Genomic DNA, 13,556 nt, shown 5'->3' with positions numbered 1-13,556 from the left:
ATTCATCGCTATATCAATGTACGAAGTGCTTGACGGTTCTCTCACTTGCTTTCTTTCTGGAGGAGGTGGATGATAAAGTACTTTTTATTCTATCAGAAACTGATTTTGAAAAACTCGCCATATATACACCCATCATTGACAATAAATCAGCCTCCATCGGATGTTTTTATGAACTTCGATGCATTTAGAGAAAATACTGAGACTCGACTACACGCACATAAATGGGGCCAATTACAGGTTGTTACTGGAGGTTCGTTAGAGATTGTAGCCGAAAAAACTCGATTTATTGCGCCTCCGCACTTAGCCGTTTGGGTTCCAGCTGGAGCCATGCATCACAGCTTTAATCGAAGGCCCCTGCGTTACTGTTCAATTAATATTGAATCAAGCAAATCGCAATATATGCCAAGCCATACTTGTTTAGTTAGCCTTACGCCGATTGTTTCCGCAATTATTGAGGACTTTAGAATTCGTTCGATCAATGTGGCAAGCTCCATTCCAGATCAAAGGTTAGTTAATGTGCTGTTGGATCAGCTGTATCTTAGTGAAGAACAAAGCCATTTTTTACCCAATAGCCATCATAAGTTACTACAGCCGATATTATCTACACTGGAACAAAATCCTACGGATGCTACGTCACTCAATGAATGGGCTAGTCGGGTGCACACTACAGAGCGTACGCTCGCAAGATACTGTCAAATAGAGTTGGGCATGAGCTTTACAGAATGGCGAATAAGGTCAAAGTATCTACATTCAATGACGTTGTTGAAATCAGGGATGTCAGTGAAAGAGGTTGCGTTGACATTGGGTTATCATCAAGCGAGTCCTTTTATAGCGATGTTTAAAAAATACGCCAGTGAGACCCCTGATCAGTACAAAACTAGGCTGGCCTAAGGTTGTGGTAGTAGTTATGGCTCATCTTTTTAGGAGCCATAAATACATATAAAACGAGCGCTTTACTTAACTTTCCAGTGTATCTCTTCATCCGCACGGATAGGTACAACACTGTCTGTTCCAAAAGGCATCGTTTTGTCTACACACCAGCTTTCTTTGATTAAAGTGATTTTGTCACTATTCCTAGGTATGCCGTAAAACTCAGGCCCGTTGTGACTAGCAAACGCTTCTAAGTTTTCCAACCTGTTTTCTTTTTCAAAAACCTCGGCGTATAACTCTATAGCGGCATGAGCGGTGTATGAACCAGCACAGCCGCAGCTGTTCTCTTTTTTGTCTTGTGAATGTGGCGCAGAATCGGTGCCAATAAAGAATTTTTTGTTACCACTGGTTGCCGCTTCTATTAGTGCTTTCTGGTGAATGTTTCGCTTAAGAATAGGCAGACAAAATAGATGAGGGCGTATGCCGCCGACAAGCATATGATTGCGATTGAACAGTAGGTGATGCGCTGTGATCGTAGCGGCTACATTATCTCGTGCATTGTTAACAAATTCCACGGCTTCAGAGGTTGTAATATGTTCAGCAACGACCTTCAGTGTCGTAAATTTCTCCACTATAGGTGCAAGGATCGTATCCAAAAATATTTTTTCTCGGTCAAAAATATCGATTTCTTCCGTGGTCACTTCGCCATGAATTAACAGCAACATTCCAACTTTTTCCATCGCTTCAAGAACGGGGTAAAGTGCTTTTATCGACGTAACCCCAGAGTCCGAGTTGGTGGTGGCTCCTGCAGGGTAAAGTTTTGCAGCGACGATTTTACCTGACGCTTTTGCATCTATAATATCTTTTGGTGTGGTGTTATCTGTTAAGTAGAGCGTCATTAATGGCTTAAAATGGTCACACGTTACATGTTCATTGATTCGAGCGTAATAAGCCATTGCCAGTTCAGTGTTGGTAATTGGTGGAATAGTATTGGGCATTATGATCGCACGCCCGTTGTACCGGCTTATGTCGCGAACGGTATCTGCTAAAACAGCACCATCACGTAAGTGGACATGCCAGTCGTCTGGACGAGTAATGGTTAGAGTAGTCATGATTAGTTTGCTCCACTTTTATAACTGATAAGTATCGATGCCGCTACTGAACTAGAACAATGAATTAGAAAAGTTATGGCGTCGGGATAATATTAGAAAAAGTGTTGTATTTCATCAAATTTTTATGAGTAAATGGTTTTAAAAGAAAACGTTTGCGCAATTTGTCACGATGCAAGCAAAAAACCTATAAGGAAATCCGATGTCTAATTTGTCTTTACCCCTTCTTTCCCAAATCAATATCTACCCTATTAAGTCAATTAAAGGTATCAGTCTATCTACTTCATGGGTTGAAAAACAAGGAATTATGTTTGATCGCCGATATATGTTAGCCGATCAAGAGGGCGTGATGATTACGGCTAGAGCTTATCCTCAATTAGTGAGAGTAAAAGCCAACCTAACACCCAACGGCATGTGGTTGAGTTTTGACAACACTGTGCCTTTTAAACTGTCGATGACTGAATTCGAGATGGAACAAGTAAAAACGAATGTTTGGAATGATGTTTTCACTGCTTTTTCGACGACTGAATCTGCGAATCGTTGGTTTAGTTCAGTTTTAGGGCGACCTGTGCAGTTACTTTATACAGGGGAGGAGTCGAAACGATTAAGGGAAAAATTTGGACATAGTGTTAGTTTTGCTGATGGTTATCCACTATTGGTTATTAGCGAAGCATCTCTGGCTGCGTTAAACGAAAGAAGTACGGATAGCCATGATATGGCACAATTCAGACCTAATATTGTTGTCTCTGGGGATGAAGCCTTTATAGAAGATAGCTGGAAACGAATTAAGATAGGTGACGTTGAGTTTGAGATAAGGAAGCCCTGTCAAAGATGCATTCTTACCACTGTTGATACAGAGACAGGAAGCTATAAAGCCAATAAAGAACCGCTAAAAACACTGAGTAACTTTCGATCTTGTGAGAAAGGAGAGATCTATTTTGGGCAAAACTTAGTCGCGCTAAACGAAGGGACTATACAGGTTGGTGACCCTATAGAAGTGGTAGAGTACAAGCAAAAAGAGGTTTACCTTGATAAAGGATTTACAAAGAGTAAAGAGAATGAAAGCCTGCGATTAACCTGTGTTGAAATCGAAGAAGTAGCGAAAGACTTTGTGACCTATTGGCTAGAACCAACCCATGGTGTATTGCCCAATTATTCCCCTGGTCAGTACCTACCAATAGAGGTCGAAGCTAATGGTGAATCGTACGCCCGTTTTTATACCCTTTCGTCTAGCCCGAGTCGGCTAGGGCGGTATGCTATATCGGTAAAACGGGTGAATGGAGGTAAGGTGTCTAATTATTTATCCGACAATATGCAGGTAGGGGAAGTATTAACAGCGGAAAGTCCATCTGGTAGCTTCCATTTGCAAGACAGGGCAGACCAGCCTCTTTTGCTCTTGTCTGCTGGGAGTGGTGTTACCCCTATGATATCTATGCTGAGATTTTTGGCAGATCACAATCAACTCAATGATACGGTGTTCTTTCATCAATGCAGCACGATAGACGATATACCTTTTAGAGATGAACTCGATACATTCCACGCTCGATTTCCTGGTTTTAAGATGGTTATTTCTTTGAGTCAGGCGCATGAAGAGTGGGAAGGTGTGAAAGGTCGCTTAGCGTTGTCTCATATAAAACATATCCCGGACGTACAGTTGCGACAAGCTTTCGTGTGTGGACCGAAACCTTTTATGAATAAAGCAAAACACCTGTTACTTAAAATGGGGTTACCTGAAACGAACTATCATCAAGAATCGTTTGGTGTGAATGTCGAAAACAGGCCAAAGGAAACCAAACTTGTGACATTGAGCCTAAACGGAAAAGAGTTTCAGGGTGACAATCAATCGTCTATTCTGCAGCAAGCAGAAAAACAGGGTTTATATATAGCTAATAGTTGTCGAGCGGGCTTGTGTGGGGCCTGTATGTTAGAACTAAAATCTGGCCAAGTTGATCAAGAAGACGTGCCTGCATTAACGAAAGATGCTGCTGCGAACGGCAAGGTACTTGCCTGTTGTAGTGTCCCAACAACAGATGTCGAACTCTCAAGCTAATCTAAAAGTAAGTACTCTTTTGGATTGGTGATTTCAACACTACGATTGGCATGAAGTATGTAGTCAGACACATGGGTGATGACGTAGGTTTGTTTATTAGTAATAATATTGCCCACTTTGAGTTTGTTCAATGGCTCATTGCTGGATGCGCAGAACCAATCCTTATGTGCATGGTCGTTAACCGTGACCAAAGTAATACTTTCGATAGCGATTGCGCGCGATCCGTAGTTTGCCAATATGACAAATTTATCGCCTGATACCATGCTTTCTACCTGACTACCAGGTTTGAGTTGAGACAATGAATGAAGTTGTAATGGTGTTTGATTTCGCATATTTAATGGTGTTTATTCTAATGGTTAGGGTTGAATCAATAGGTCATCGGTGACAACCCTTCGCTGAAGATACAATCAGAAAGTAAAAGCTCTATTGGCTTTCATGGATGCTTTTACTCGCTGATTCTTTCTATAATTAGGGACCGTTTCTATTATCAATAACTCAGTCGTAAATGGTTGGTATTGCTTTTCTTTTATGCTGAGTGGCTTTGTAGGTCGCGACTATTCTATTCGCTACATCTACAGATACTTCTTTGCCTTCTAAAAAATCGTCGATCTGATCGTAAGTGAGATGCAGTGCATCTTCGTCCGCTTTTTGAGGAGACAGCTCTTCTAGATCCGCGGTTGGTGTTTTATTCACTAATACATTAGGGGCACCTAGTGTATTAGCGAGTTGTCTGACTTGGCGTTTACTCAAACCAAACAAAGGTGCTAAATCACAAGCGCCATCGCCAAACTTTGTGTAGAAGCCCGTTATGTTTTCCGCCGAGTGATCGGTACCTATTACCAATCCGCCAACGTAACCGGCAATTTCGTATTGAGCGACCATACGTGCTCGGGCTTTAACGTTACCTTTTACAAAATCGTGTTTAGCGTCGTCGTCAGGGAGAATACCCGCTTCTTGTAGTGCTTCACCAGTGGCGGCGTGGATACCATCAACACCTGTTTTAATATTGACAGAAACCGAGTAGCTTGGTTCTATAAAGGAAAGGGCAAGCTGTGCTTCCTCTTCATCTTTCTGTTCGCCATAGGGAAGACGAACCGCAATGAACTGGTATTCGTTGGTTGAGGATGCTTCATTCAAACCAATAACGGCAAGTTGAGCGAGACGGCCACAAGTTGTTGAGTCAATACCGCCGCTAATACCTAATACTAGCGATTTACAACCGGATTCGGTTAGTTTGTCTTTAATGAATTCGACTCGGCGATTAATCTCAAAATCAGGGTCGATAGAAGCTAATACGCGCATCTCTTCACGAATTTGATGTTCCATTTGGGTTCCTTTTCCTACAAAATATATCAACAGGTAATATCATACCTAATTACTCACCATTAAAAACAGTGAAAATCTATCTTATGTCGTTAAAAATAGAGAACAAAACTAAAATTGCCGTGTTTGGGAGCGCATTTAATCCTCCGAGCTTAGGTCATAAGAGCGTCATTGATTCGTTGAGTCATTTCGACAAGGTTATCTTAGTTCCAAGTATCTCGCACGCTTGGGGTAAGGAAATGTTGGATTACGAACTACGTTGCAAATTAGTTGAGCTCTTTGTCAAAGATTTGAATTCGAAAAAAATAGAGATTTCCAAGGTAGAAAAAGAGCTGTACCAACCGGAACAGAGTGTGACAACATTTGCGGTATTGTCGGCATTAGAAAAGCACTACGCTAACGCTGAACTTACTTTCATTATGGGGCCTGATAACTTCATAAGTTTTGATAAGTTTGTGCGCTACAAAGAAATACTGACGCGTTGGTCGGTGACTGTGTGCCCGGAAAAACTAAACATTAGAAGTACATTTATTAGAGACAATCTTAGAAACAAAAAATCCGTGGAAAAATTGACGACATTTTCAGTTGAGAAATACCTTTTAGAAAACAACGTATATTAATGTATTTTCCGAAGTTATTTTGCTGTCATACCAGCGCCACTAAATAACTGGCCAGGCGAAATGTGTTCGCACATGGATGTCTCGAACGGTTCGCTTCTTCGTCTCGCTAGACTGGTATCAAACGATGCTAAAGGGAGGCTCCAAAACCAAATTTACACAAGCCAGCAAACTCTTGTTGCGAAACATCAAATAGTTCTAATGCAACCTGATCGGGTTTCTTTCCAGAAAGCACGCGTTTTCGTGCTTCTCTTAGTTTTAATGAAAAATGGATTTCGGCATCTAGCCCCGTGTTATTGTCTGGTGTCCAAGCGTTAAATTGCTGGCTGAGTTGACTCATTAGTAATTGAGGTTTGTTATTTTTTATCTCATGACGAACGACCTGCAGCAAAACTTGATGGTAATCGTTGTCGAGAGACGAACCTGCCAGTAAGCTAAATGCATTCTCTGTGATAGTACTTGCTTCAACAAAGCCAACTTTATTCGTAAATGAGTCGGCAAGTCGTTGAGAAAATGCAATAGTTGAAACGGTAGACAACGCAAAAAAGGTCGTTGAGACTAAGCAATCAGCAGGAATCCAAAAATATTGCCCTGGCTCTACGGCGTATTCATTCTTGCCCACCTTTATCAAAATCGTGCCTTTAATGACGGTCATCAGCGAGTGTTTTAAGGTCTTTCTTCGTGATGAAATAGTGATGTAAGGATGAGCGATGTTTTCAAACTGAATAGAGTAGTTCATAGTGGCCTCGAATAATTCGCCGCTAGGTTACCTGTTATTTGGCATAAAGCCAATATAGTTAGCTCTAGAGCTAACCTAATGATGCAATCTCGGGTTCAGGTTAGTTGCTGTATCACTCATAATGAGTAATTATCAATACATACTCTGGTCGGACCATGATTAAATGCCAATACTAATGCTGAATATAAGTTAAAGAGTGCGTAGAATTAGCCCGATTTTAAAATAATGAAGAAAAATATGAATTCTGAAAAAGATGTTTACCAAGAAATTCGACCATACAATGATTCAGAAATTAGTGGCGCTATTGATCGTTTGATTTGTGACCAAGAGTTTGTCAGTGCCATTATTAATCATCGTTTTGCAACCAAGCCTGTGTGGCTAAAGACGCTTCTCTCTCCGTTTGTGAAGGTCACTCTAAAAACGAAATGGGGTAAACTAAAAACGGTAGCCGATGTGCAATTGGAGGTTGAAAAGTATCTTGCGAATACCCTTCGAAAAACAACCGATGGTGTGGCTTTTGAGGGACTTGACAGTTTAGATAGCGATATCCCCTATTTATTTGTGTCAAACCACAGAGACATCGCGATGGATCCAGCTCTCATCAATTATGGTTTATATAATAGTAAGCACAAGACAGTCAGGATAGCGACGGGAGACAACCTACTTAAAAAACCATGTGCGACGGAGCTGATGAGGCTTAATAAGAGTTTTATTGTAAAGCGTTCTATTAAGGCACCAAGAGAGTTGTTGAAAGCGCTGGGTTTACTTTCTTCTTATATTAAGAACTCACTAGAAACTGGGAATTCTATCTGGATTGCTCAACGAGAAGGTCGAGCTAAGGACGGAAATGATATCACTGAGCCTGCAATACTTAAGATGTTTCATGTGGAAGGCCGTAAAAGAAAGGTGGGATTTGGCGAATATATTAAGTCGCTAAATATTGTTCCGGTTGCGATCTCATATGAGAATGATCCATGCGATTTAGACAAAGCTAGAGAGCTAGATGAAAAACGGAATAATGGAAGTTATGAAAAAACTGAATTCGAAGATATTGAGAGTATCGTCAAAGGTATCGTCGGTTATAAGGGCAGGGTATCGGTTTGTTTTGGTCGTGTTATAGAGAAAGAATTTGATAAGCCTGAAGAGCTTGCCCTCGAAATAGATAAGCAGATAAGTCAGTTGTATACGCTTTATCCGGTTAATCTTTATGCTGCGGGTATTGAAAACGATTCTATAACAGATAAAGTTAAACAAGATTTCAATGCCAAATTAGACCAATTATCAGATGGAGCGAAAGAGGTATTGACCAATATGTACGCTAACCCGGTCCATAATAAAGGGTAATAAAAGGAGCGTTATGCTCCTTTTAACTTTCAAATGCAATATGATTTTTGACTGGTCGTTGAAAAAACCATATCAATTAGGTCCGCTTTGGGTTATCTAGCGACTGCCCCACCTAGGGTGAGATTCTTCGGCCATGTTTTAATGACATTACCACCGAGAAATATATTGCCATCAACCGTCATTGTTTCTGGAAATGCGACTATCTTAGAGCCACCAATGTACAGGTCACCCTTTACTATGATTTCATTGGGCAATTCTGTTAATGGCGTACGAATAACACTCAAATCACCATTCACACTCAATTTGGGTGGCAAAGAATTCAGTTGGGTATCAGTAAAGTTAATATAGCCGCCTACTTTAATACCAACTGGCCATGCTTCGATAGCCGTGCCAAGAAAATTGGCATAGCCTCTAATTTTAGTGCCTCTTCGAATCTGCTTAAGTGTGCTGTTTGAAGCATCTAAATTACCATTTACAACTAGGCCCTGCGGGAGTCTTTCTATGCTTGTTTTCGACACATTTAGATTCCCCTTCACGACCAAACCAGATGGTAAAGAAGTATAAGGCTTGTTTCGAAGATATAGGTTACCGTAACTGTCCAAATGATTCAGTATTTCATACTCGCCAAGCGGTGTAGCAATAGAAGCTGAGGGTAGAATCAAGCAACAAAGAGTGAGTAATGTTTTATTAAAATACATGGGCAATTTCTTAATGATTTTGTTATCTATCGGCACAGATCTGAAAAACTGAAGACGTGGTGACGAAACGAGCTAACGATATCAGCTCGTTTCTACTTGAGAGTTAGCGGCTGATCGAACGAGACTTGAGTTCAAATATCAGCTTTTCAGCACTTACTTCAAATTTAAACTGTACATGTAACTCTTTCGCATCGTCAGCAATTGGGCTCGAATCATACTCAACATTTGCGCATACGTCTTTTGCTAATGCTATGTATTTATCGAGTTCGGTTTGTAGAAGCTGTTTGGACTGAGCGAATATAGATACGTCAGCAACTTCGTCACCTTCTCCAATGATAAACCCTACTTCAGCAGTAACACCACACGCTTCACAAAGTTCATTTTCTGGATCAATACCATTTGTATCTTTGGTCATAACAATTCCTCTTACTTAAAGTCGCTCTATACTACATTAGCTACTTGATAGATAACCAGAAAAATATGACCTGATTAGTGCAAGATCGAGATGAATAAAGACCTATTAGCAAAGTTGAATAGCAATAGTTTATGGATGCCAATCATCTATTCGGTAAAACCATTTAATGTACCTCAAATAGTACGAATGGCTATATCTATTATCGCCATTTTATTGATCGTTGAATAATTAATGACGTCGTTAAAAGAGGTGATCTATGCCAAAAAGAAGTAAAGCTGAAACGAAAGTTACTATCGAGAGAATTTTAGACGCTGTTGCCGATCAGTTGCTGAGGTTGGGTTACGACAAAATGACCTACACGACTTTAAGTCAACAGACGGGGCTTTCAAGGACAGGGATCAGTCATCACTTCCCTAAGAAGCAAGATTTTATGTTGGCGCTAAATGCGCGCATATATGGGATGTTAGTGTCTCATTTAGACCTAGATGATAAATTGGAAAATTTTTCTGAAAGTTGGTTGAAGTCTCTAGGTCGGCCTGAATTCAAATCGATTCTTCGTATTATATTTCATCATATTGTTGCTTTTGAAAATGGTGAAAAATCGGTACAGGAAGGTATTGATTGGCTATATAATCTGCTAAATAATAAATATGGCAGCGAAAGTAAACGAGAGTTGGAGTGGCTTATTGGGAAGTCGCTGGTTGAGATAAGTTTTAAGGCGTGAGTTAAGAGATATACTATCCCAACTCGTCAATGAGTCGGGATAGTTCATTCGTCATATGACTATATATGACAGTGGTCAGTTAGACCTTTATCGCATCCATTACGTTTAATTTTTTTTCTTGATACATCTTGAAAAGGAAATAAACGTTTACGCAAGCAATAAAAGCATTGGTCGCCACAACGGGCATTGCCCCAATCATTACACCGTAAATTACAAAAAATGTACAACCAACAAAGTTTAGAACGCGTAATTTCACGATGTCTTTCATTGTTAATGAAATAGCAACCATTATAGAAGCGACGTAACCCATAATTTCAATCATATTAAATTCCATTATTAAATCCTCATTTGAATGCCGATAATTCGGTACCAATTCTTCTCTTCGTGAGATATACGAGGAAGCTCCGTGCCTCGAATGGTTCTACTTGTTAATTGGCGCTGAATATATCAGGTACAAGAGTGTGAGGAAAGCCACAAAAATGGGTTTTTAGTAAGTTAGCGATTACGCAAACGTTTAACAAAAGAAAACGTGTATTTTGATTACTGAATCTATTGAAAATTTGCATAAAAAAACCTCAACATTGGTAGCCCAATTATTGAGGTTCAGTTTATGTACTACAACGTTACATTGTAGACAGGTTATTTTTTACCTTGAGACTGCTTGTCGACTTCAGTTAGTTCTCTAATACGACGACTGATTTCACGTCGTGATTTTGAAATCTCTGCGCTACTAATAATGTGGTCATCGACACGATCTTCGTAATCGGCCTTCATGTTCTTAATAATAAGTACAATTTCGTCGTGTGACATTTGAGGTTTGATATAGTCTAACAGGTTGTCTAAGAGCTCTACGCGTTTGGTGTTGTCACGTACCTTTTTTTCGTTGTCTTGGAGTTCACGCTTTAATTTATTTTTGCGACGAGCCTGATTCACAATCTCAAAAACGTTGTTCATGGCGGTATCTTCCTAAATTTATGTAATGTTGTTAACTGGCTAAAGCATATCAGACGTTTTAAGAACAGTCATATCATAAATGGCGAGAATTTCACTACCTACTAAAAGTAAACTGAGGTAAGGATTGTTATTCGGTCAATATGTCGTTATAAAATAGAAATCAAATCAGAGGTTGCGGAATCTAACGATAATCATACATATGCAGAAAATAAACAGTGAATCTACCCTCAAAGTATCGTTACGTCTGCAACGTGCTTACCTAAAGGCACGGGCAGAGCAAGACCTTGTCGAAGTCGATTTAAACCGAGCTCGTATTATTTTGGTCGATAAAAATGGAAAGTTAATCAAAGAATTACATAAGAATGAGCACTAGTTAAGGCAGCGCAATTTCTGGGTGATCACATCAAATTGCCAATTAGTTACTCAATATATAACCATAAGGAATGAGTATGAAAATTGAATTGTCAGCTATCGAAGCACGAGTTATTGGATGTCTTTTAGAGAAAGAAGCGACAACTCCTGATCTTTATCCACTCACATTAAACAGTTTAACCAACGCATGTAACCAGAAAAGCAACCGCGAACCAGTCATGTCGCTGAGTGAAAGTGACGTATTAGATGCGGTTGATAACCTTATATCAAAACGTATGGTAAGCGATGAAAGTGCGTTTAATAGTCGTGTCTCAAAATATCGACATCGTTTCTGTAACACTGAATTTGGTGATTTACAGTTTACTCAACAAGAAAAAGGTGTGGTTTGCTGTCTTCTTCTTCGAGGAGCACAAACACCAGGTGAGCTGAGAACTCGGACGAATAGACTGTGTCAGTTCACCGATGTAAAAGAAACAGAAGCCGTGCTAGACAAATTATCTGCTAATGATATTGAATCGGCAATTGTGGTCAAGCTGCCCAGAGAAGCGGGTAAGAGAGAATCACGATATATGCATCAGTTTTGTGGAGAAGTCGATCTAGACGCTTTCTCATCAGCGCCTACAAATCAATATGAGGGTGTTAAACAACTAGAAAATCAAAAGCTTCTTGAACTAGAAGAAGAGCTTGCCCTAGTAAAAAAAGAAGTGGCGGAGTTACGTGAAATGTTAGAGCTGTTACTTTAGACCCATGCCTGATCAAGTTAACAAGAAATCGAACTCAAGTTGGTGGGTATACCTGATCCGCAATAACAGAAATGCTTTGTATTGCGGAGTCACTAATAATTTGGAACGTAGATTTAAAATGCATCAGGACGGAAAGGGAGCGAAGGCATTAAAAGGTAAAGGACCATTAGTTTTAGAATGGTCTCAAGAGCTAAATAATAAAGTTTCAGCTATGCGATTGGAATATAAAATAAAGCAATTAAAAAAGATCGATAAAGAAGCGTTAGTCAGTGTTGGCTTTGTTTTTCCTCAAGCATAATTTGCTTCTTGGCCACGATTTTTAGACCAGCATCGCGAAATGATCTATTTTTACTGTTAGTATATATAGCGCTCATCAATGATATGAGCCTTATATATAATAATTTTACAGTTGAGATGTCTATGAAAACGATGAATAAGATTGGTTTGGCAATCGGTGTGGTGACAATGTCTAGTTCAGTCCTTGCCGCTACGCATATTGCGGACAGTCGTGGTAATGGTATGGGGAACACTGGTGTGGCAAGCGCGGACTATTTGGTTGCTCCTTTTTATAATCCAGCATTAACCGCGCAGTATAGAGAGTCTGATAGTTTTGCGTTGCTGATTCCTGGTGTTGGTATGACAGTAAGAGATAGCGAGGACACGCTTCAGGAAATAGATGACCTTCAAGATACTATTAACCAATTTAAAGCCTCGCCTGACCAATCTAACATCAACCAACTCAACGGCCACTTGGACGATCTTACGGGTAATAAGCCATTAACGGTTACCGCTACAGCCGGGATTGCCGTTGCGATACCCAATTCTTTCGTTGCTGTGAATTTCTTTGGTCGAGGTTATGTAGAAGTAATTGCAGAGACTGATATTGCTTCTTTATCCGAATCTGGGGGTGATACTCAAACTCGATACGAAAATTCGAATGTAAACTTAGCTGCATTTGGCTATACGGAATATGGAGTATCGTTTGCTAAAAAACTGGTGATTAGCGGGCAAGAATTTTCACTTGGTATCTCGCCAAAATACCAGGAGCTTCGAACCTATTCAGATATTGTAAATGTCGAAGATTTTGACCTAGATGACTATGATGAAAGTGAGGTTAACGACACCGCATTTAACTTAGATTTAGGTGCGGTTTGGTACAAAGAGCAATGGAGAGTCGCTTTTGCTATAAAAGATCTGTTTAAGCAGGAAATCAAAACCGCTAACTCAAATTACAAATATGAGCTTACACCTCAAGCCACTTTAGGTTTCGCCTATTCTTCTCGGTTTTTTACCGCAGCGTTAGATGCAGATTTGACCGCGCAGACTCGCTATGCAAACGTTGATGATGACACACAATTTGTTCGCTTTGGTTTAGAAGGAAATGCTTGGGATTGGTTACAACTCAGAGCTGGATATCAAATTGACCTAGAAAATACGATCGACAATATGGTTACAGCAGGCCTTGGGATATCACCATTCGATGTTGTTAATATCGATGTAGCCGGTTCGTATGCCGGTGAAAATGAATTTGGCGCTTCAGCAAACCTAGCGCTTACATTTTAAATAAGTATCTAATTGTGACAATTTTAGAAGCTATC

At 40.0% G+C, this 13,556-nt stretch carries 17 protein-coding genes; 9 read left to right on the top strand and 8 right to left on the bottom strand.

From position 1 onward, the window contains the following. The first annotated feature begins 102 nt into the window (after positions 1-102). Positions 103-891 (top strand): AraC family transcriptional regulator, encoded by a 789-nt coding sequence (locus IUZ65_RS16975; RefSeq protein ID WP_195706407.1) that lies wholly within the window; start codon positions 103-105, stop codon positions 889-891. Between the two features lie 62 nt (positions 892-953). Here the strand turns inward: IUZ65_RS16975 and pyrC are convergent, their stop codons facing one another. Next, positions 954-1,982, bottom strand: a complete 1,029-nt coding sequence (gene pyrC, locus IUZ65_RS16970; protein WP_195705227.1) for a dihydroorotase — start codon at positions 1,980-1,982, stop codon at positions 954-956. Positions 1,983-2,190: 208 nt separating this feature from the next. Here pyrC and IUZ65_RS16965 point away from each other — a divergent pair, with 208 nt between their 5' ends. Then, complete coding sequence (locus tag IUZ65_RS16965) at positions 2,191-4,029, top strand: hybrid-cluster NAD(P)-dependent oxidoreductase (protein ID WP_195706406.1); 1,839 nt, start codon at positions 2,191-2,193, stop codon at positions 4,027-4,029. Here IUZ65_RS16965 and IUZ65_RS16960 read toward each other — a convergent pair. Both IUZ65_RS16960 and nadE read right to left on the bottom strand, forming a co-directional pair. After that, the gene (locus IUZ65_RS16960) at positions 4,026-4,361 is read right to left on the bottom strand and encodes a hypothetical protein (protein ID WP_195705226.1); all 336 of its coding nucleotides are present in this window, start codon (positions 4,359-4,361) and stop codon (positions 4,026-4,028) included. The genes IUZ65_RS16965 and IUZ65_RS16960 overlap by 4 nt on opposite strands. Before the next feature lie 163 nt (positions 4,362-4,524). Further along, positions 4,525-5,355 carry an ammonia-dependent NAD(+) synthetase gene (nadE, locus tag IUZ65_RS16955; protein WP_195705225.1) on the bottom strand — a complete coding sequence of 277 codons (831 nt, stop codon included), beginning with the start codon at positions 5,353-5,355 and terminating at the stop codon, positions 4,525-4,527. A gap of 83 nt (positions 5,356-5,438) precedes the next feature. Here nadE and IUZ65_RS16950 point away from each other — a divergent pair, with 83 nt between their 5' ends. Further along, a complete protein-coding gene (locus IUZ65_RS16950) occupies positions 5,439-5,972 on the top strand; it encodes a nicotinate-nicotinamide nucleotide adenylyltransferase (RefSeq protein WP_195705224.1) in 534 nt (177 codons plus the stop codon). Between the two features lie 127 nt (positions 5,973-6,099). Here the strand turns inward: IUZ65_RS16950 and IUZ65_RS16945 are convergent, their stop codons facing one another. Then, positions 6,100-6,708: an AraC family transcriptional regulator gene (locus IUZ65_RS16945; RefSeq protein WP_195705223.1), complete on the bottom strand. Its 609-nt coding sequence runs from the start codon at positions 6,706-6,708 to the stop codon at positions 6,100-6,102. Between the two features lie 237 nt (positions 6,709-6,945). On the opposite strand from IUZ65_RS16945, the gene IUZ65_RS16940 reads away from it, so the two are divergent. Next, entirely contained in the window at positions 6,946-8,052 is a 1,107-nt protein-coding gene (locus IUZ65_RS16940; protein WP_195705222.1) for a 1-acyl-sn-glycerol-3-phosphate acyltransferase, read from the top strand. Between the two features lie 92 nt (positions 8,053-8,144). Here IUZ65_RS16940 and IUZ65_RS16935 read toward each other — a convergent pair whose 3' ends face one another. After that, positions 8,145-8,750: a hypothetical protein gene (locus IUZ65_RS16935; RefSeq protein WP_195705221.1), complete on the bottom strand. Its 606-nt coding sequence runs from the start codon at positions 8,748-8,750 to the stop codon at positions 8,145-8,147. A gap of 103 nt (positions 8,751-8,853) precedes the next feature. After that, a complete protein-coding gene (locus IUZ65_RS16930) occupies positions 8,854-9,165 on the bottom strand; it encodes a YfcZ/YiiS family protein (protein ID WP_195705220.1) in 312 nt (103 codons plus the stop codon). 256 nt (positions 9,166-9,421) lie between these two features. On the opposite strand from IUZ65_RS16930, the gene IUZ65_RS16925 reads away from it, so the two are divergent. Beyond that, a complete protein-coding gene (locus IUZ65_RS16925; protein WP_195705219.1) occupies positions 9,422-9,889 on the top strand; it encodes a TetR family transcriptional regulator in 468 nt (155 codons plus the stop codon). Positions 9,890-9,968: 79 nt separating this feature from the next. Here IUZ65_RS16925 and IUZ65_RS16920 read toward each other — a convergent pair whose 3' ends face one another. Then, positions 9,969-10,223, bottom strand: a complete 255-nt coding sequence (locus tag IUZ65_RS16920; protein ID WP_195705218.1) for a YgjV family protein — start codon at positions 10,221-10,223, stop codon at positions 9,969-9,971. Positions 10,224-10,528: 305 nt separating this feature from the next. Continuing rightward, on the bottom strand, positions 10,529-10,843 hold the full coding sequence (locus tag IUZ65_RS16915; RefSeq protein WP_195705217.1) for a DUF496 family protein: 315 nt from the start codon (positions 10,841-10,843) through the stop codon (positions 10,529-10,531). Positions 10,844-11,042: 199 nt separating this feature from the next. Between IUZ65_RS16915 and IUZ65_RS16910 the strand changes: the two genes are divergently transcribed. The 4 genes from IUZ65_RS16910 (at position 11,043) to IUZ65_RS16895 (ending at position 13,521) form a co-directional block, all read left to right on the top strand. Continuing rightward, positions 11,043-11,216, top strand: coding sequence for a hypothetical protein (locus IUZ65_RS16910; protein ID WP_195705216.1), 174 nt, complete (start codon positions 11,043-11,045; stop codon positions 11,214-11,216). Positions 11,217-11,292: 76 nt separating this feature from the next. Further along, on the top strand, positions 11,293-11,958 hold the full coding sequence (locus tag IUZ65_RS16905) for a YceH family protein (protein ID WP_195705215.1): 666 nt from the start codon (positions 11,293-11,295) through the stop codon (positions 11,956-11,958). A gap of 4 nt (positions 11,959-11,962) precedes the next feature. Then, a complete protein-coding gene (locus tag IUZ65_RS16900) occupies positions 11,963-12,256 on the top strand; it encodes a GIY-YIG nuclease family protein (protein ID WP_195705214.1) in 294 nt (97 codons plus the stop codon). A gap of 116 nt (positions 12,257-12,372) precedes the next feature. After that, positions 12,373-13,521 carry a conjugal transfer protein TraF gene (locus tag IUZ65_RS16895; protein ID WP_195705213.1) on the top strand — a complete coding sequence of 383 codons (1,149 nt, stop codon included), beginning with the start codon at positions 12,373-12,375 and terminating at the stop codon, positions 13,519-13,521. The last annotated feature ends 35 nt before the right edge of the window (positions 13,522-13,556 follow it).

The sequence above is a fragment of the Vibrio sp. VB16 genome (assembly GCF_015594925.2).
Taxonomy (GTDB): Bacteria; Pseudomonadota; Gammaproteobacteria; order Enterobacterales; family Vibrionaceae; genus Vibrio.
Note: the sequence above shows the minus strand (reverse complement) of the source record. Positions and strands in the feature narration are given on the sequence as shown.